Raw genomic sequence first — 20,734 nt, 5'->3', positions numbered from 1 at the left:
ATTCTTACTCCAGACTAAATAGTGTTTTAACTATTTAGGGCTTTAATTTTGAAATTAAAGAGGTGTTCATATTAACCGATTAATTTTGGTTAACATGAACACCTCTTTTTATGATTGATAAATAATACAAAAATAGATTGTTTAACTCTTAGTAATTCGCATACGCCCATTTCTTTTTGAGTGGTAGAGCGCATCGTCAACTCGGTTAAAAAATTCATCCGAATTAAGATCATTTTCTCTTATTTCAGAACTACCCACAGAGACTGAAACGTCAACGGTTTGATTGTTGAAATTAAATTGAGAATTATTGATGGCTGTGAAAACTTCTTGAGTAATGGAATCTATTTCTGATAATTTGTAATTAGGTAAGAGAATATTGAATTCTTCACCACCAGTACGATAAAAATTGATATTTTCATCGTTGGCATTGAGAACTGTTTGTGTAATGTCGGCGACTTGTTGTAAAACTTTATCACCAACTAAATGTCCATAGTGGTCATTAATATTTTTGAAATGGTCAATGTCGAACATAATCATGGCAACATTAATGTCATTACTCTGATGTTGATTGAAAAAAGAATGAATGTCATTGTCGAAGGCAGCAAAATTTTTAACGTGTGTCAGGGCATCTAAGTGAGCAAACTCATAAAGTGTCTGTTTAACGCGGATATCACGGATAAAGAAGCCGATATAGCTGTAAACAAAAATTTCGAAAACAATTAGGTAAGATACTTGTTGAAAAATGATAGCTCCGTTAAGAGAGAATTTGATTCTGGCTAGACCCCAAAGAATAGTACCGAAGAACAGTCCATCCAGCATATAGTAAATGAATGGAAAGGAATTAGTTCGCTTTTTCTTAATGTATTTTAGTGAATAATAAAAAAGAAATAGCGTTAAGGCAAAGCACCATGATTCCCAATAAAAGATGGCCGAATTGAAAATCATAAATGCTAAGACAATAGGAATGAAGATGGGATAATTAATTGGTGCATCCAGAAAGACAGCACAGAAAATTAAAGCGATAATTTGAAAATTAATGAAAATCCAAGTAGTTTGTCGATTGACGACGAGAGTTTGCAGGCCGAATAAAAGAATAGATAAATACATGATTCCTAGTTGGGCTTTGAGAAAACCCGATTCAATATTGATTTCTTTTAAAGATAAAACTGATCTGACTCCATCAAATAATATTTCGTAAATAATAAAAACACCAAAGATAAAGAAGAGACTAGTGAGTAAAGGCATCTCCTGTAAAACATACTTTGTTAACAATTTTTTATTAACCCCCTTTAGGAAATATGTTTAGATGACCTTACATAATAAAATTAAAATATATTTTTTGATTTTTGATACATGAATATTATACATAAGTAATAATATATTTATAATGGAATGATTATGATTTTTGTCTCATAATAGACAAATTGCATAAAAATGGGCAATATTGTATTAAAAATTATGTTATGGAAAAATAAATATCCAGCAACTTTTTGATAAGCTGCTGGATATTTTTGTAGCTGTAATAATCGTGAGTCTATTGTAAGGTATCTTGCATTGACCAAGTTATTTTACCTGAATATTGACCAGATGTAGCTGTACCTGGAACACGCAAACGCCATTGCTTTAAGCCGATGTAATTAGTTAAATCGTAGTTTGTATGCGATCCAGAGAAGCCTTCATCTTTGATGGGAATACCACTGGCCGAAAGAGGCAACCAATTTTCCTTATTAGTATTATTATTTTGATTAAAGTAAATAGCATTGTCGTTATCTTGAATTAGTTTTGAATTATCGCCAGTATTTTTAATGGCATCGTCATTATCATTGTCATAACCTACAGTGATTTGGAAGGGAGTGTCACTGGTATGATCAACTACCAAATGACCATCGGTTTTGACGTTAGGCAATATTCTTTCAGAGCCAGAGCTATTGATGACGCCGAAATCAATAGAAGTTGGAACTTGTTCGAAACTCATTGTTGGCGCTGTTTCAGCAATATTTAGGATAGCACTGGTAGATTGAAAATTATTATATGTTTTACCATTAGCTGTTTTAATACTATTCAAAACAGCAATGTTAGTCGCGGTTTGTTTAGTAACAGCCGTAACTGTAGCTTTAAAGCCAATGGTTACTGTACCGTTATTTGCAATGGAGCCTAAATTGATACCATCGATATCACCACTTTGGGCGACACCATTCACTGTGACGCTATTTGCTTTCAATTCTAGTCCTGCAGGGAGTTTATCATTGAAGATGGCACTTTTTACGGTATCAGTTCCGGTAGGTTTGATTGTAGCTTTATATTCAATAGTGTCACCCTTTTTACCATCAGCTGAATTTGAAAAACTACCAGTTGGATTAGTAGTGTCATTACGTAATGTCTTGTCGAATGAGATATCAAGATGAGGACTTGCTATAGGTATTTTTACGCTGTCATTATAAGTAGCAGTAGTATCGAGTGCGACTCCACTAGCGTTTTGATTATTACCATAGAAAGAGGCTGAGTTAGTCAAACTAGAACTCTCCCCAGCAGCAAACGTAACTGTAGCATCAAAGGTAACAGTATAAGTAGCTTTATCTTCTAGAACTTTATTGGGCGTAAAGTTGATTGTATTATTTGTCGTTGAAGAAGCAGAAATATTACCACTTCCATCAACAACATCTTTGTCATATTGATTAGAACCAGAACCGTATGAAACTGATTTAGTAGAAACATATTTAACAGAGTCTTGATCTAGTTGCAATCCCTTAGGCAATGTATCAACTAATTTGCTGTAATTCCAGTGGGAATTCAAACCGTTATTAACAACCTTTAATTTGAAATGAAGTGTGTCGCCAACATTATTTGTTCCATCGGAATTCTGATTACTATTTGTGTAAGTCTTAGTTACGATAGGTACAGCGTAAGGGGATACGGTTGCACCTATTGTTGAAGCGTAGTGACCTGTACTGCCAGCAGGCAATGTGACACTATCCCATCTCAATACATATGCTGAATTTTGACGACCATTGGCATCAACAATAGCTTGCAATCCACCATTTTGTGTATTGGCAAATAGAAGTGGTTCTCCGGCAGCTTTGTCAGTATCACCAGGATCACTGCCACCAGGTTTAAGGTTAGGTGTTAATACGTTACCGGCATTACTGCTGACAGGTTTACCTTTAATATCTTGTGAGTATTGGCTGGAAAAAGCAATACCCATGTAATTCTTGAATCCACCGGGAACATTATTTGTGACAAATAATTTAGATTTACTGTTACTAGTATTCTTAGCACTATTAATATAAAGACCTTGACCGCCACCGATAGCATAAAGTGGAACGTCATCACCAACGGCATCAACACTAGTATTAGTAGAAGCGTCATATATGGTACTATCGTCATTCATCGCAGTATCTTCACCAAAATATGGTTGGAATTGTACTTGTCCAGAAGGAGTGTAGACGTAGAGTTCACGTTGAACAATAGGTGCTCCAGTTGCTGAGGGACGTAAAACTACTTCAGCATAAGCACGGGCACCAGGTCCACTAGCCAGATATCCGGCAATTTTTAAGACTAGACGATTGTTACTGTCATAACCATACATAAAAACTTTGGGGCTCATTTTTCCCATTACTGAATGATCAGCATAATATTTACCTGATGAACCAGAAACAAGGGCGTAATCGAATGATGAATCAGAAGTTTTCTGAGGACTACCGTTGATATAGGAATCTTGTCCTTGATGAACGATACTATTGTATTTACCATGATTATCAATAAAAACATTGATTTTAGAATAGTAATTATATCCCGCACCGTAAACACCGCTATTCAGTTTGGTAACGTCAGTGGCTACAGTATTATCACCGCCGCTTGTCACATTACCATATTTATCACGAGCCGATCCAAAAGTATATTTCAAATAAACACCGTTACTAATCTGAATAGAACCAACGTAGCCGCTGTTACTGGGATTGGTTCCTGATATCTGATGCCACGTACTAATACCATCATCAATTTTATTGGTATTAGTAATTACATCACTTTCAGAAAAGGCTTTAACGTTTAAAGTGGTGCTGTTATTAAAGGTGATAAAACAAAATAAGGCAATGAAAAATATGCCTATGATTCTACGAATGTATCTATATTCCTTACTCATTCATATCCTCCCCTAAGATACAATAATAAGTGATTGTATTTTCTATCATTATCATTATATGATTTAATAAAAAACAATCTGATTCAATTATTAATTATTATTCGAAAATTTCAATAACAAGTTAGCCACTTTAGAAAAATGACAAAATAAAAACACCAAGACGTAAAAATCAGGTATCATTGGAGTTCTCACACAAACAATGAAAGAGGTTTTTCGTCTTGGTGCTAGAACAGAATATCATAAATCGTCCTAAAGGACATCATTTAACTGAAATTGAACGTGGAAAGATTGCTTCCTTTCATTCAATTGGCTACTCGAATCGCCAGATAGCTAAAGCTATCGGCGTTTCACCTCAGACTATTAATAATGAAATTAACAGAGGTACTGTTGAGCAGATCAAGAAAGTTAATGGTAAAGTTCAACACTTGAATTGCTACTTTCCTGACACTGCACATCAAAAGTATGTAAAGAACCGTAAGCTTTGCCATCGTCCTTCTAAATTCGACCAAGTCACAGCCTTTTTAGGCTTCTTTGTAAGCCAGTTCATAGATAATGGATGGTCACCTGATACGGCCGTTGGACGAGCTAAGAACGAAGAATTATTCTTAGTAGATGAAATGGTTTGTACTACTACACTTTACAAATATATTGATGAACAACGACTTGAAATCCGGAATATTGATCTGGTAGAAAAGTCAACTAGACCGACTAAGCAACATACTTCAAAAAAGCATAAGCGTCTACTTGGTCGTAGTATTGAGAAACGCCCTAAAAGTGTTGATAGCAGAGAATCCTTTGGGGACTTTGAGATAGACACGATTGTGGGCAAAAGAAATGGCCATGAGAGTGTCGTCTTAACGCTCATAGAGCGTAAGACACGCTTTGAAATAATGAGACTTATTGACGGTAGAGATGCCGACTCTGTAGATTATGCTATGAAAGAGATCATAAAGAACTATGGTGATCTTATCAATTCAATCACTGCAGACAATGGCCCTGAGTTCTCTAATCTATCATCTGATATGGCTGGCGTTGCGGATGTTTACTTCACACACCCATATACATCTTGTGAACGTGGAACAAATGAAGTACATAATCGAATGATACGTCGTGACTTGCCCAAAGGGCTGTCACTGGATACAGTCAGCCCAAAAGTAATAAGAGACATAGAATTTAAGCTCAACAATATGCCTAGAAAGTTATTGAACTATAAAACGCCACAAGAACTCTTTGCTAGTTCCTGTGGCGCTTAAAGACATATTTATAAACTTCAAATACTGATATCACTTGGATTCAATTTATTTTGTCCAAGTGGCTAACTTGTTATTGAAATTTTCGGACTTATAATCTAAAAGAAAAAGTGGATATTTGTTAAATAGGATGTTATTACTTACTTTGAAATTGACGAAGACTTTTTTGAGGATTAAAATATACGACCAGACGTTCGTCTGGTCTTTTTAATTTCCTCTAAAATTGATACAATATCATAGGTAAAGATTGGGGATAAAAATATAATGAAAATACTTTTCGTTGGCGATGTCGTAGGTTCTGTCGGCATTAAAGCTATAGAAACATATCTACCTGAGATCAAGAAGAAGGTTAAACCACAATTAACAATCGTTAATGGTGAGAATGCTGCTGGTGGCAAGGGTACTAAAGAGCCTGATTATCAAAAAATCACTCGTGCCGGTGCTGATGTCGTAACGGGAGGAAATCATACTTGGGATAAGCGTGAAATCCTTGACTTCATCGATGATCCGAAGAAAAATATTCTCCGTCCATATAATTTTCCCGGCAATCATGTTCCTGGACGTGGTTATCTAGAAATTAATGTAAATACTAAAAAAGTCTATGTTATCAATATGATGGGAACTGCTTTGATGCAACCAATCGATAATCCATTCCTTGAAGCTGATAAGTTGCTCAAAACTTTAGATAAAGATGCTATCAAGTTTGTCGACTTCCATGCTGAAACAACTAGTGAAAAAATTGCTTTCGGTAATTATGTAACTGGTCGTGTCTCAGCTGTCTGTGGTACGCACACTCACGTTCAAACAAATGATGCACGGGTTATCAACAAGCAAACAGCTTACTTAACTGATGTTGGAATGACCGGTTCGTATGACGGTATTCTTGGCGATAAAAAGGAACCAATCATCAATCGTTTTCTAACACAAAGACCTAATAAATTCGATGTTGATGAAGATGGTCGCATGCAAATTGGCTTTGCAGTTATTGAAATTAATGATCAAACAAATAATGCACGTAGTATCAAGAACTATGTCATTACACCAAACAATCAATCTTTCTTGAATTAATGGAGGGGAATTCATGCCTCAAAAAACTAAAGAAACACCAATGATGGAGCAATATCTGGAGTATAAGAAACAATATCCAGATGCTTTTTTGTTATATCGTGTTGGTGATTTTTATGAAATGTTCTACGACGATGCCGTTAAAGGTTCACAGATCTTGGAACTAACTCTGACATCCCGTAATAAAAAAGCCGATGAAGGCATCCCAATGTGTGGAGTTCCTCATCATGCAATCGAAGGTTACATCGATACACTTGTGGATAAAGGCTACAAAGTTGCTGTCTGTGATCAATTGGAGAATCCCGCTGACGCAGAAGGTAAGATGGTTAAACGTGGTGTTACACGAGTAGTTACACCCGGTACTATCATGGATAAATCAGATCAAGCCAAAGAGAACAATTACATCACAGCAATCACAGCTAATAAAGATGTTTTTGGTTTAGCTTATGCAGATTTATCCACCGGTGAAGTAAAAGTTACATCGGTTACTAGTCAATTAGACTTAACAAATGAATTACAAAATTTGGACACTAAAGAGACTGTCGTTTCTGGCAGTTTCCCACAAAAATATCTCGATCAATTACGTAAATACGGTATCCTGATTTCTAAATTGGATGAACTGGATGATAATTACAGTTTCGATTTTTCACAAATTAGTTCAAATCTAGAAGTATCCACCGTTAAGCTGTTGATAAGTTATTTGATCAAGACACAGATGCGTTCATTGGATCATTTAAAAGCTGCTCAATCGTATGAAACCTCTTCATACTTATTGATGGATCATTCAGCTCAAAGTAATCTAGAATTGTTTAAAAATATTCGGACTAATAAGAAATCCGGAACGCTTTTGTGGCTATTGGATGAAACCAAAACCGCTATGGGTAGCCGTCTGTTAAAACAATGGTTAGCTCGTCCTTTGATCAGTGTTGAGAAATTGAAAGAACGTCAGCACTTCGTTCAAGTCTTCATGGATAACTATTTTCAAAGATCATCCTTCCAAGACTATTTGACAAAAGTTTACGATTTGGAACGACTAGCCGGTCGAGTAGCTTACGGAACCGTTAATGGACGTGATTTGATTCAATTGAAGACCTCGCTCGAACAAGTACCTGAGATAAAATCGATTCTTTTGGACATTGGCGATGATGAATTGACAGCCTATGTGGAAAAAATTGATGAAGTGGCTGATATTCGTGAACTGATCGACAAGGCTATTGTGGAGGAAGCTCCAATATCCATTACTGGCGGTGGTCTGATTAAAGAAGGTTACAATGATCAACTTGATAAGTATCTAGACGCCTCGAAGAATGGTAAGCAGTGGTTAGCTACTTTGAAGGCTAAGGAACAAGAATTGACTGGCATCAATAATCTGAAAATTGGCTATAACAAAGTTTTTGGTTATTACATTGAAGTCAGTCGTGCTAATATCGATAAAATTCCTGAAGACCGCTATCAAAGAAAACAGACTCTAGTTAACGCTGAAAGATACATTACGCCTGAACTAAAGGACAAAGAAAGTTTAATTCTTGAAGCCGAAGAGAAATCTAAGAGTTTGGAATATCACTTATTTGATCAAATCAGAAAGAAGATTAAAGATCAGATTAGACGAATCCAATCACTAGCTAACATCTTGTCGCGTTTAGATGTTTTGCAGAGTTTTGCGGTTGTCAGTGAAGAGTATCATTATGTTGCACCAGAGTTTATTGAAAAACATGAGTTAAAAATCACTAATGGTCGTCATCCGGTTGTGGAAAAAGTTTTAAGTAATAATAGTTATATTCCTAATAATGTTGATTTTGATGATCAGACAGATATTCTTTTGATCACTGGGCCTAACATGTCAGGTAAAAGTACCTATATGCGTCAGATGGCTTTAACAGTTATCATGGCTCAAATTGGTTGCTTTGTACCCGCTGATTCTGCACAGATGCCAATTTTTGATCATATTTTTACTAGAATTGGGGCCGCTGATGACCTTATTTCTGGTGATTCAACTTTCATGGTTGAGATGCGTGAGGCTAATGATGCTTTGAAGAACGCTACTCCAAATAGTTTGATCATTTTTGATGAAATCGGTCGTGGAACAGCTACTTATGATGGGATGGCTTTGGCTCAAGCAATTATTGAATACATCGATAAGCATGTTAAGGCGATGACTTTATTTTCAACTCACTATCATGAATTGACTGAACTAGAAAGTCAGTTGCCTGGTTTGAAGAATGTGCACGTTGATGCTTCAGAAGAAAATGGCGACTTAGTCTTTCTCCACAAAGTATTACCTGGCCCAGCTGACAAGTCATATGGTATCCACGTTGCTAAATTGGCCGGATTACCAGATGATGTTTTAGTTCGTGCCGGTAAAATATTGAGTAGTTTGGAAGAAACTTCGGTTCATACGACGACATCTGACAGTATTCATGAAGATGTTCAACCAGTCGTAAAGGCTCAGCCAGAACCAGAAGTTGTTCCTGAAACAAAATCAGAGCCAAAATCTGAACCAGAAGTGGAAGAGGACACACAAATGTCACTATTCCCAGAAGTTTCTAAACCAACTAAGAAGTTATCATCTAAAGAGAATCAAGTTCTTAAGGAACTAAACAATCAAGATTTAATGAGTGTCACACCAATCGATGCCATCAATTTACTCTATAAATGGCAGAAGAAACTTAAATAAAAGAAGGTGGAAAACGTGGGTATAATTCATGAACTACCAGTTGAATTGAGTAACCAGATTGCGGCTGGGGAAGTTATTGAACGCCCCGCATCAGTCGTGAAAGAGCTGGTGGAAAATTCCATCGATGCACAAGCAACTCAAGTGCTAATTACGATTCAGCAAGCTGGATTGAAATTAATAGAAGTTAATGACAATGGAAAAGGTATTTCTTCGGATGATGTTGAAGTAGCTTTTTTACCTCATACCACTAGTAAAATTGCTAATGATCGTGATTTATTCAATATCAGGACACTAGGATTTCGTGGTGAAGCCTTAGCTAGTATTGCTTCTATTTCTAAGTTAATGGTTTTAACAAGTACCGATGGCAAGTCAGCTGTTCGTGCCAAATATTCAGGTAATGAATTGGTTAAGAAAGAAACTTTTGCCCGTTCTAAAGGAACAACTATCACAGTTGAAGATATGTTCTTCAATACACCGGCTCGTTTGAAATATGTGAAGTCACTGCATACAGAGTTGAACAAAATTGTTGATATTGTTGACCGTTTAGCAATGGGACATCCGGATATTTCCTTTAGATTAATTAACGAAGGAAAAGATTTAGTTTGGACATCCGGCAATGATAATCTTCAACAGACAATAGCTGGTATCTATGGTCGAACAATTGCTAGCCATATGCTAGAGTTTGAAAATTCTGATCCAGACTATGAAATACATGGTTTCTTTTCTAAGCCGGATACGACACGTTCTAATCGTTCGTACATTTCATTGATTTTAAATGGACGTTATATCCGCAACTTCCAATTAACTAATGCAGTGATTCGTGGCTATGGTTCCAAGTTGATGGTAGCTAGATTCCCAGTTGCGGTGATTGATATCAAAATGGATCCAAGTTTAGTTGATATCAACGTACATCCAACCAAACAAGAGGTCAGACTTTCAAATGAAGGGCATATCGGTGATTTGATTAGTGATGGAATTAAGCAACGTTTGTCAGATCAAAATTTGATTCCTGATGCTGTTAAGAATTTAGGCAGAAAAGAACCTATTAAGACAGTTGATACTTACAAACCGGAACAGATTAGTTTCAATGATATTGCCACGATCGATAAGATCAGTGAACCATTAAGTACACCTACGAAGACTGTTGAACCTGCAAGCTCAATGCCAAGTGAACAATCTCAACCCATGGAAACAAGCGAAACGTTTGAAACGCCTATGACGGGGATGCCAATTTTTAAAGACCCTGATCATTTAAAATCTTGGGATCAACGGTTACAAAAAGAGACTGAATCTAAAGTAAAAGTTTTAAACAGTCAGTCTCAAAAAAATGATTCGACAAAGCCGGAATCTATCAACCAAGAAGAGAAGAGTGGTTTCCCTGATCTACGTTATATTGGTCAGATACATGGAACTTATTTGGTTGCCGAGAGTGAAGACGGCTTTTACCTGATTGATCAACATGCGGCACAGGAGCGGGTTAACTATGAATATTATCGTAAAGAAATTGGAAAAGTTTCCAATGACCAACAGAAGTTATTAGTTCCAATCGTTTTGGATTATCCTAATTCAGAAAGTATTTTGATTAGAGAGAAGAAACCGATTTTGGAAAGTATTGGTCTTTATTTGGACGATTTCGGGCAAAATAGTTTTGTCGTCAATACCCATCCTACATGGTTTGTCCCGGGACAAGAGGAATCGACTATTAAAGAAATGGTTGACTATGTGCTAAATGATTCTAAAATCAGTGTTGCCAGTTTCCGTGAAAAAAATGCCATCATGATGAGCTGTAAACGGGCTATTAAGGCCAATCATCATATTGACGATCGTGAAGCAGTACAATTGCTCCATAATTTGACTAAGGCTGAAAATCCCTATAACTGTCCTCATGGACGTCCAGTTTTGGTTGAATTCAGTAATAAGGATTTGGAAAAAATGTTCAAAAGAATTCAAGATCCACATGATACTAGAGAGAGTGAATAAATTATGTTTGAATATTTAAATGGTTTGATTACGGCAATTACCCCTTCGTATATTGTTGTGGATGTTAAAGGTGTAGGATATAAAGTCCAAGTGGCTAATCCTTATCGTTATGAAGAAAATCAAGAGGCTAGAGTTTATGTCGAGCAAATTGTTCGTGATAATGAACAGTCTTTATATGGATTTTATGATTTGAATGAGAAGAATATTTTTCTACATCTAATTAGTGTTTCCGGAATTGGGCCTAAGAGTGCCTTAGCTATTTTGGCTGGACAAGATCTACAAGGTTTGATTCATGCGATTGAAAATGATGATGTAAAATTCTTAACTAAGTTTCCTAAAATTGGTAAGAAAACGGCTCAACAAATTATTTTGGATCTATCTGGTAAATTTACAGCTGAAGGTCAGATGACACTTGGCGAGGCTCCAGTTGAATTCAGCAGTGGTTTAAGTCAAGAGTTGGAAGATGGCTTGGCAGCCTTGGAATCACTAGGCTATTCATCTAAAGAAATTAGTAAAGTTAAGTCGACCCTTGAAAAGGAACACCTGAAGAGTGCTGATGAATACTTGCGCGCTGGTCTTAAATTATTAAGCAAATAAATTTTTGAAATGAAGGGAGTGTTAAAAATCGCAGATAACGAGAATGATGAGAGTGAACGTTTAACAGACGCAGATTCACTTGATAACAATGAAGATGTTATTGAACAAACACTTCGTCCACAAACTTTTGACCAATATTTAGGTCAAGAGAAAGCTAAGAAAGAGTTAGATGTTTATATCAAAGCTGCTAAACAACGTCAACAGACGCTGGATCATGTTTTGCTATATGGTCCTCCTGGGTTAGGTAAAACAACTTTAGCAATGATCATTGCCAATGAAATGGGAGTTAATATTCATACAACTACAGGTCCTTCGATTGAAAAGTCTGGTGATTTGGTAGCTGTTTTGGATGAATTGGAACCAGGCGATGTCCTGTTTATTGACGAGATTCATCGTATGCCCCGAGCTATTGAAGAAGTGCTCTATTCGGCTATGGAAGATTTCTACATTGATATTATTGTTGGTCAAGGTAGTGAATCACGATCACTACATCATCAGTTGGTTCCTTATACATTAATTGGTGCTACGACTGCTGCTGGAAAACTTTCGGCACCTTTACGAGATCGGTTTGGAATTGTCGAAAGAATGGAGTACTATACCATAGATGAATTATCCAAAATTGTTTTTCGTTCAGCCAGTGTTTTGAATATTAATGTTGACGAAGAAGGAGCCCATGAAATTGCTCGTCGATCTCGAGGAACGCCTAGAATTGCCAATCGTTTGTTGAAGCGAGTGCGCGATTTTGCTCAAGTCGCTAATAAAGATACGATTGACTATGATATGGCTGAGTCGGCTCTGAACCAATTACAAGTTGATGATGCCGGACTTGATCATCTAGACCGTCGAATTTTGTCGATGATAATTGAACTATACAGTGGTGGTCCAGTTGGGTTGAAAGTTATCGCCGCTAATATTGGTGAAGAACAAGAAACAATTGAAGAAGTTTATGAACCATATCTAATGCAAATGGGATTCTTGAAGCGTACAGCTAAAGGTCGTGTTGTCACGAGAAAAGGTTATGAACACATGGGATTACCTTATCCCGAACAAAACGAGTAAAGTGATTTACTCGTTTTGGTGTATCTCAAGAAAAACATTATTCCACGATTAAAAGGAGAGTTTACAATGACACTAACAACAGAAGATTTTGATTATGATTTGCCGGAAGAACTTATTGCGCAAACACCAATTAAAAATCGTGATCAATCAAGATTATTAGTCTTGGATCATGAAACAGGAGAATATCAAGACAAGCATTTTTATGATATTCTTGATTATTTGAATCCCGGTGATGCTTTGGTAATGAATAATTCTCGTGTTTTACCAGCACGTTTATATGGTACTAAGGAAGATACCGATGGACATGAGGAAGTATTACTTTTAAATAATATTGAGGGCGATAAGTGGGAAGTCTTAATGAAACCTGCTCGACGTGCCAAGGTAGGAACAAAGGTTGAATTCGGTGACGGACAACTTGAGGCAGAAGTACTTGAGGACCTCGAACATGGTGGTAAGATTATTGAATTTCACTATCAAGGTATCTTTATGGAGATCCTAGAACAATTGGGTGAAATGCCTTTACCTCCTTATATCAAAGAAAAATTAGATGATCCTGATCGCTATCAAACAGTTTATGCTAAGGAAAATGGTTCAGCCGCTGCTCCAACAGCAGGACTTCATTGGACCAAAGATCTGTTGAAAAAGGTTGAGGATAAAGGTGTTAAGTTAGTTTATATTACTTTGCATGTAGGTTTGGGAACCTTCAGACCAGTGACTGAATCAGATATTAGTAAACATGTGATGCATTCTGAATTCTATCGTTTGGATGAAGATTCCGCTAAGACCTTAAATGAAGTGAAGAAGAATGGTGGCAAGATTGTTGCGACTGGAACAACTTCAATTAGAACTTTGGAAACAATCGGAACTAAATTTAATGGTGAGATCAAAGCTGACAGTGGTTGGACTGATATTTTTATTAAGCCAGGTTACGAGTGGAAAGTTGTTGATGAGTTCATCACTAACTTCCATTTGCCAAAATCAACTTTAGTCATGTTAGTTGCAGCATTTACCGGAAGAGAAAATATTTTGAACGCATACCAACACGCTGTAGAAGAGAAATATCGCTTCTTTAGTTTTGGGGATGCAATGTTCATTAAGTAGAGGAAAGTTATGGAATCGGCTATTAAGTACACATTAATTAAGAAGGAAAAGCATACTGGTGCTCGTTTGGGATTGTTAGAGACACCCCATGGAACATTTGAAACACCAATGTTTATGCCTGTTGGAACAGAAGCCTCTGTTAAAAATATGGCACCTGAGGATTTGGAAAAAATCGGTGCTTCAATTATCTTGGCAAATACCTATCACTTATGGTTACGTCCTGGCGAAGATATTGTTCAAGAAGCCGGTGGTTTACACAAATTCATGAACTGGGACAAGGGTATTTTGACTGATTCAGGTGGTTTCCAAGTTTTCTCACTAGCTAATATGCGTGATATCACTGAAGCGGGAGTTCACTTTAGAAATCATTTGAATGGACGTCAAGAATTCCTTTCACCAGAAAAAGCTATCAAGATCGAAAACTACTTAGGTCCTGATATCATGATGAGTTTGGATGAATGTCCACCATTCTTTGAAAGCTACGACTATATCAAGAAATCAGTTGCCAGAACAAGTCGCTGGGCTGAACGTGGTTTGCAAGCTCATCGTAATCCTGATTGGCAAGCTCTATTTGGAATTGTTCAAGGTGGAGGCTTTGAAGATCTTCGTAAGCAAAGTGCTCGTGATCTTGTTAGCATGGATTTTCCCGGTTACTCAATTGGTGGTTTATCTGTTGGTGAATCAAAGGGTGAAATGAATCGAGTGTTAGATTTTACAACACCAATGTTGCCTGAAAATAAACCTAGATATCTAATGGGAGTTGGTACAGCTGATTCCTTGATTGACGGTGTTATTCGTGGAATTGACATGTTTGACTGTGTTCTACCAACTAGAATTGCTCGTAATGGTACATGTATGACCAGCCACGGTCGTTTAGTTGTTAAGAATTCCAAGTATGCTCATGATTTTACGCCATTGGATGATAACTGTGATTGTTACGTATGTCGTAACTATACACGTGCTTATATCCGTCATCTGATCAATGCCAATGAATTATTTGGTACACATTTGACTAGTTATCATAATCTATATTTCTTGTTGAATTTAATGAAGGGTGTTCGTCAAGCTATCAGGGATGATAATTTACTTGAATTTAGAGAACATGTCTTTGAAGAATATGGTTTCAATAAAAAAGATGCTAAGAAATTTTAGAAGATTTTGATAAGAAAAGTCTTCTAGTCTGGAAACAAGGTTATATTTTTGGTAACCTATAAGTATGTAAATTATTAAGAGGTGGAAAATTTGAATATGCTTACGTTAGGTGCCGGCGCTGGTGCTGGTGGCTCAATGGGTCTTTTGATCTTTGTTGTTATTATGTTTGTTGGTATGTACTTTATCTCCATTCGTCCACAAAAGAAACAACAACAAAAGCGTCAAGAAATGCTTAAAGAGATGTCAAAGGGTGACAAAGTTGTTACACTTGGCGGTATTAAAGGTGTTGTTGCTTCAATCGATCGTGATAACAAAGAAGTTGTTGTTGACTGTGATGGAATTTATCTAACATTTGATTTGAATTTCATTCGTCGTACAACTCCAGTCGCTGCTGGTGCTACAAAGCCAGCTGCTGATAAGGCTGCTGAAGACAACAATGAAGTTAAGAACGATGCTGCTAAAGAAGATGTTAAGGCAGAAGTTTCAGATGACACTAAGTCAGACGAAACAGAAAAGGTAGAAGATACAAAGCCTGCTGATACTGCTGCTGATTCTAAAGAAGAAACAAAATAATTCTTTAATTAATTAAAAAATAATCCAACCGTTAAACGGAGGATTATTTTTTTACGCTCTTTTTAGCATATGATTTGCGTTAAAGTACACTCTAGGGGTTATTATTTAAAGTGTTAAATAAATAATGCCGTTAGATAAGGTATAGTTAGTAAATTATTTAAAAAATAATAAGTCATAAATCAAGATGTTTAATAATTCATGTTGTAAAATATAACTACATGATGCATTCAAAGGAGTTTAAAAATGGTTACAGAAAAATCAGCAATTTTTATTATTTTTGGGGGTTCTGGTGATTTAGCACATCGGAAACTATATCCATCTTTGTTCCGTCTTTATAAATCGGGGATTTTAAAAGATCATTTTGCCGTCATTGGTACTGCTCGTCGTCCATGGAGTGATGACTATTTTCGTGAAACTGTTATCACTTCTTTGAAAGATTACTTTGATGATAGTGAGGATATCATGAAGGGGTTTGCTAAGCACTTCTTCTACCAATCACATGACGTTAATGATTCAGAACATTATATTGCTTTGAAGAATTTAGCTGCTAAGTTAGATGATCAATTTGAAGCTGGTCATAATCGTGTTTACTACATGGCAATTGCTCCTAGATTTTTCGGTACAGTTGCTGAGCACATTAATTCCGAAGGTTTGAAGACAACAGACGGTTATAATCGTTTAGTAATTGAGAAACCATTTGGTCGTGATTTAGATTCTGCCTGCGAATTAAACGGTAATATTTCTAAAGCCTTTCCAGAGGATGATATTTACCGTATTGATCATTACTTAGGCAAGGAAATGATTCAAGATATTCCCCACATTCGTGCCAATAATCCTAAGCTTGAAGCAGCAATGAATAACAAATATGTTTCAAATATTCAAATCACGCTTGCCGAATCCCTTGGTGTTGAAGATCGTGGTGGTTACTACGAAACAGCCGGTGTATTACGTGATATGGTACAGAATCATATTATGCAAATTATTGGTACTGTTGCCAGTGATGATCCTGAAGCTACGGATGCTAAAATTATTCATAAGAATAAGACTGACCTCTTTAGCAGTCTTAAGAAATTGACTCCAGAGGGAGTCGATACTGACTTTGTACGTGGACAATACGATACTGACAAACTAGGTGATAAAAAGGCTTATCGTCAAGAGGATAACGTAGCTGAAGATTCTAATATTGAAACCTTTGTTGCGGGCAATATTCAATTCGATACAAAACGTTGGAGTGGTGTGCCATTCTACGTTCGTTCTGGTAAACGTATGCCTGAAAAATCATCAAGAATTGATATTGTTTTCAATGATAAAGTTGATGAAGTAGGTATCAAGCCTAATACTGTCGTTACTTTATTGATTGAGAGAGTTAATGGTAATAGTATTTTAATCAATGGAATCGATTATAAGGAATCAGGTCAGGACTTTATTTCCTTCCCAGAAGAAGCTGAATTCGACAAAGCTCGTGAAGCTTATGAGAGTTTGATCATTGATATTCTTTCTGGTAATCGTGTTCATTTCACACTTTGGGATGAATTGAGAAGTACCTGGAAGTATATTGATACGATCAGAAATCGTTGGGATGAACAAACACCTGATTTTCCAAACTATTTGAGTGGTTCAATGGGTCCCGATGCAGCTGAAATGTTATTGGAACGTAATGGCAACTCATGGGTTTGGGATGACTAGAGGAGTGTTAAGCCATCTTTTTAAAAATACCAATTAAAATTGAAGAAAATCGAAAAGTCATCCATGTCGACATGGATGCTTTTTTCGCTTCTGTGGAAGAAAGAGAACATCCTGAATATAAGAAAAAGTGCTTAATTGTGGCTCAAGATCCGCGAAAACATAATCATCATGGAGTTGTGACTACGGCAAATTATAATGCTCGAAAATATGGTGCTCATTCGGCCATGCCAGCTCAAGAAGCGGTTGACTTAATTCCCCGAGCAAAGTTAGTTATCACACCGCCACATTTTGAATTGTATCGTCAGGTTTCAGATCAAATTCATGATATTTTTCATGAGGTAACGGATAATTATCAAACAGTAGCTTTGGATGAAGCGTATCTTGATGTCACACAGAATAAATTACATGAGACAAATACGATAAAAATTGCTAATTATATTCAGCAAAGGATTGTTAAAGAAACTAGGTTGACCTGTTCAGTAGGAATTTCTTATAATAAATTTTTGGCCAAAATGGCATCAGATTATCGAAAACCATTTGGTAGAACGATTATTCTTGGCAAATATGCTGAAGATTTCTTGAGACCAATTCCAATTGAAAAATTCAATGGTATCGGTAAAGCCATGCAGCAAAAAATGCATGATATGGGCATTTACACAGGTGGTGATCTACAAAAGTTAGATCAAGACATCTTCTTGAAGAATTTTGGTAAAATGGGGTATATCATATATAAACGAGTTCATGGAATCGATGATTCATTAGTGAATGGACATCGAATTCGGAAATCAATTGGTCGTGAGAGAACTTATAATCGTAATTTAGTTACAGATGAACAAATACTTCAGGAATTAGATTTTTTAGCTGATCTAGTCAGTAAAGATTTAAAAAAGCAACGTCAACACGGCAAGACTGTCGTTCTTAAATTACGTAATTCAGATTTTGAAACGATTACCAAACGGATGAGTTTTCAAGATTATGTCCAAACAAAAACCGAAATTTATCGTGTTGCCAAGGATATTTATGATAAATTAAGGGTAACAGACCAAAAGATTCGACTATTAGGGATCACAGTTACTAATTTAGATCCATTGTCATATGAAGAAGTTTCTTTGAATTTGTCTTATAAGGGGGACAATTATAATGAATAGCTTTGCTGAAATAATTGCAACAATAAAAAAATATGATAGAATTATCATTCTACGTCATCAAAATCCAGATCCTGATGCATTGGGATCCCAAGCTGGCTTAGCAACCGTCATTCGTCAGGCTTATCCTGATAAAAAAGTTTTAATTGGCGGAAATGATACCGAAGGCTTGAAGTGGTTATCAACTGCTCAAAAAGTATCTGCTGAAGATTATCAAGGTGCTTTAGTAATTGTTGTTGATACCGCTAATGAACCTCGTATTGACGATCAACGTTATAATGATGGAGCATTTTTAGTAAAAATCGATCATCATCCTAACGATGAACCATACGGTGACCAATTATTTGTTAATACTGATGCCAGTTCTTGTTCAGAAATCATAGCTGATTTGATTGATAGCAGTGATGAACTACAATTGACAAAGAAAGTTGCTTATTATTTGTATGCTGGTATTGTTGGCGATACAGGGAGATTCCTTTATCCAGCAACGACTGAACATACAATGCAAGTTGCCGGAAAGTTTATTGCGCTAGGTGTTGATACTGCTGGTATTAACAATAAGATGAATGAAGTTAGCTTGAAACAAGCTAAGTTACAAGGCTTCATTTATGATATTTTGCAAATCGATGATTCAGGAGCTGCTCTAGCTATTATTGATGATGATTTAATGAAGAAGTTAAATCTTAACCAAGAAGAAGCAAACTCAGTAGTTTCTACACCAGGTCGACTAAAAGAAGTTTGTTCATGGATGGAGGCCGTCCAAAAGGATGATGGTACATTTAGAATGCATTTGCGTTCTCAAGGACCAGTTATCAACGAATTGGCTAAAAGACATGATGGTGGTGGACATCCATTAGCTAGTGGTGCTACAGCTAAGGATCTTGATGAAGTTAAACAAATGTTTAAGGAACTAATAAAAATAGTGACTGATTTTAATCAGAAGGGTGAATAGATGACTAAATTTTCACAATACAACTTTAATGATGCTATCAATAAATCATTAAAAGAAATACATTTCGATGAACCAACAAAGGTTCAAGAGGCTGTAATCTCATTGGTCAATAAGAAAAAAGATATTATTGTTCAATCTGAAACAGGTTCAGGTAAGACGCATGCTTTCTTGTTGCCATCGATGAATGCTTTGACAAAGGACCAAGAGGTTCAATTGTTGATTGCTACCCCAAGTAGAGAGTTAGCTTACCAAATATACGAAGATACACAGAATATTTTGAAGAATTATCCTGAAGAATATAATGCTTTCATTTTTGTTGGTGGAGCTGACCGTGATCGTCAAAAGAGAAAGCTAGAAGCACATCAACCACAAATTGCTATCGGTACTCCCGGAAGACTTTGGGATTTAATTCGTGAAAACGACTTACATGTTGATAATGTTCAAAGATATGTTGTCGATGAAGCCGATATGACTTTAGACATGGGCTTCTTGAATGATGTTGATCAAATTACTAATAAATTACCAGAAGATCGTGAAATGATGGTCTTCTCAGCTACAATTCCACAAAAATTGGAACCATTTTTGGACAAATACATGCATGGTCCCAAACGAGTTGAAATTAAGAATAGTAGCATTATTCCTAAGAATGTTGATAACTGGCTAATGTTCACTCATGGTCGTGATAAGAAAGAGATTATTTATCGACTTATGACAATTGGTGAACCATATATGGTTTTGGTATTCGCTAATACTAAGAAGACTGTAGATGAAATTTATCATTACTTGCGTAATAAGGGTTTGAAAACAGCTCGTATTCATGGTGGTTTAACACCTAGAGAACGTAAGAGAACTATGAAGCAGATTGAAAACATGGAGTATCAATTTGTTGTAGCTACTGATTTGGCTGCACGTGGTATTGACATTAGTGGTGTATCTCATGTTATCAATGCTGAAATTCCTGATGATCTAGACTTCTTTATTCACCGTGTTGGTAGAACTGGTCGTAATGGGATGTCTGGTATTGCCATTACTTTGTACGAACCAGGTGAAGATCACAAGGTTGATGAGATTGAACATATGGGCATCAAGTTTGAACCTAAGGACATTAAGAATGGTGAGATCGTTGACGTTAAAGAACGTGATCGTCGTCAAAGCCGTAAGGCAACTCAAGAAAAACTTGATACTAAGTTAGTTGGTTTCGTTAAGAAACAGAAGACTAAGAAGAAACCAGGATATAAGAAAAAGATCAAGCAAGCTATCTCAGATGAGCGTCGTCAACAACGTAAAATTGAGATCAGACAAGAGAGACGTAAGCAAAGAGATGCAAGACGTAAAAATAATAGTTAGTTTTAATATTGA

The 20,734-nt window shown here is 36.3% G+C and carries 15 protein-coding genes; 13 read left to right on the top strand and 2 right to left on the bottom strand.

All coding sequences use genetic code 11. The features are described from left to right. Positions 1–141 precede the first annotated feature (141 nt). A complete protein-coding gene (locus ACI6PB_RS09845; RefSeq protein WP_056955751.1) occupies positions 142–1,272 on the bottom strand; it encodes a GGDEF domain-containing protein in 1,131 nt (376 codons plus the stop codon). Positions 1,273–1,534: 262 nt separating this feature from the next. Further along, positions 1,535–4,141: an isopeptide-forming domain-containing fimbrial protein gene (locus ACI6PB_RS09840; protein WP_025084628.1), complete on the bottom strand. Its 2,607-nt coding sequence runs from the start codon at positions 4,139–4,141 to the stop codon at positions 1,535–1,537. A 218-nt stretch (positions 4,142–4,359) separates the two neighbouring features. Here ACI6PB_RS09840 and ACI6PB_RS09835 point away from each other — a divergent pair, with 218 nt between their 5' ends. The 13 genes from ACI6PB_RS09835 (at position 4,360) to ACI6PB_RS09775 (ending at position 20,722) form a co-directional block, all read left to right on the top strand. Continuing rightward, positions 4,360–5,394 carry an IS30 family transposase gene (locus ACI6PB_RS09835; RefSeq protein WP_059075255.1) on the top strand — a complete coding sequence of 345 codons (1,035 nt, stop codon included), beginning with the start codon at positions 4,360–4,362 and terminating at the stop codon, positions 5,392–5,394. Positions 5,395–5,655: 261 nt separating this feature from the next. Beyond that, on the top strand, positions 5,656–6,459 hold the full coding sequence (locus ACI6PB_RS09830) for a TIGR00282 family metallophosphoesterase (protein WP_025084632.1): 804 nt from the start codon (positions 5,656–5,658) through the stop codon (positions 6,457–6,459). A gap of 13 nt (positions 6,460–6,472) precedes the next feature. Next, positions 6,473–9,130, top strand: coding sequence for a DNA mismatch repair protein MutS (mutS, locus tag ACI6PB_RS09825; RefSeq protein ID WP_404327370.1), 2,658 nt, complete (start codon positions 6,473–6,475; stop codon positions 9,128–9,130). Positions 9,131–9,145: 15 nt separating this feature from the next. Beyond that, positions 9,146–11,110 carry a DNA mismatch repair endonuclease MutL gene (gene mutL / locus ACI6PB_RS09820; protein ID WP_404327369.1) on the top strand — a complete coding sequence of 655 codons (1,965 nt, stop codon included), beginning with the start codon at positions 9,146–9,148 and terminating at the stop codon, positions 11,108–11,110. 3 nt (positions 11,111–11,113) lie between these two features. Next, positions 11,114–11,707: a Holliday junction branch migration protein RuvA gene (ruvA, locus tag ACI6PB_RS09815; RefSeq protein WP_025084633.1), complete on the top strand. Its 594-nt coding sequence runs from the start codon at positions 11,114–11,116 to the stop codon at positions 11,705–11,707. Positions 11,708–11,734: 27 nt separating this feature from the next. Further along, positions 11,735–12,766 carry a Holliday junction branch migration DNA helicase RuvB gene (gene ruvB / locus ACI6PB_RS09810; protein ID WP_152319290.1) on the top strand — a complete coding sequence of 344 codons (1,032 nt, stop codon included), beginning with the start codon at positions 11,735–11,737 and terminating at the stop codon, positions 12,764–12,766. A 66-nt stretch (positions 12,767–12,832) separates the two neighbouring features. Next, positions 12,833–13,867 carry a tRNA preQ1(34) S-adenosylmethionine ribosyltransferase-isomerase QueA gene (gene queA / locus ACI6PB_RS09805; RefSeq protein ID WP_025084634.1) on the top strand — a complete coding sequence of 345 codons (1,035 nt, stop codon included), beginning with the start codon at positions 12,833–12,835 and terminating at the stop codon, positions 13,865–13,867. Positions 13,868–13,876: 9 nt separating this feature from the next. Next, complete coding sequence (gene tgt, locus ACI6PB_RS09800) at positions 13,877–15,019, top strand: tRNA guanosine(34) transglycosylase Tgt (protein ID WP_054642551.1); 1,143 nt, start codon at positions 13,877–13,879, stop codon at positions 15,017–15,019. Positions 15,020–15,115: 96 nt separating this feature from the next. After that, entirely contained in the window at positions 15,116–15,592 is a 477-nt protein-coding gene (yajC, locus tag ACI6PB_RS09795) for a preprotein translocase subunit YajC (protein ID WP_404327978.1), read from the top strand. Positions 15,593–15,835: 243 nt separating this feature from the next. Then, complete coding sequence (gene zwf / locus ACI6PB_RS09790) at positions 15,836–17,278, top strand: glucose-6-phosphate dehydrogenase (protein ID WP_404327368.1); 1,443 nt, start codon at positions 15,836–15,838, stop codon at positions 17,276–17,278. Positions 17,279–17,292: 14 nt separating this feature from the next. Beyond that, positions 17,293–18,426, top strand: coding sequence for a DNA polymerase IV (dinB, locus tag ACI6PB_RS09785; RefSeq protein ID WP_034543857.1), 1,134 nt, complete (start codon positions 17,293–17,295; stop codon positions 18,424–18,426). Continuing rightward, positions 18,419–19,375 (top strand): bifunctional oligoribonuclease/PAP phosphatase NrnA, encoded by a 957-nt coding sequence (locus tag ACI6PB_RS09780; RefSeq protein WP_025084638.1) that lies wholly within the window; start codon positions 18,419–18,421, stop codon positions 19,373–19,375. Before dinB ends, ACI6PB_RS09780 begins: the two co-directional genes overlap by 8 nt. Then, positions 19,376–20,722 (top strand): DEAD/DEAH box helicase, encoded by a 1,347-nt coding sequence (locus ACI6PB_RS09775; RefSeq protein ID WP_025084639.1) that lies wholly within the window; start codon positions 19,376–19,378, stop codon positions 20,720–20,722. It abuts the gene before it with no gap. Positions 20,723–20,734: the final 12 nt, after the last annotated feature.

Origin of the sequence: Companilactobacillus paralimentarius, assembly GCF_963227125.1 — a bacterium.
In the GTDB taxonomy this organism is placed as follows: domain Bacteria; phylum Bacillota; class Bacilli; order Lactobacillales; family Lactobacillaceae; genus Companilactobacillus; species Companilactobacillus paralimentarius.
Note: the sequence above shows the minus strand (reverse complement) of the source record. Positions and strands in the feature narration are given on the sequence as shown.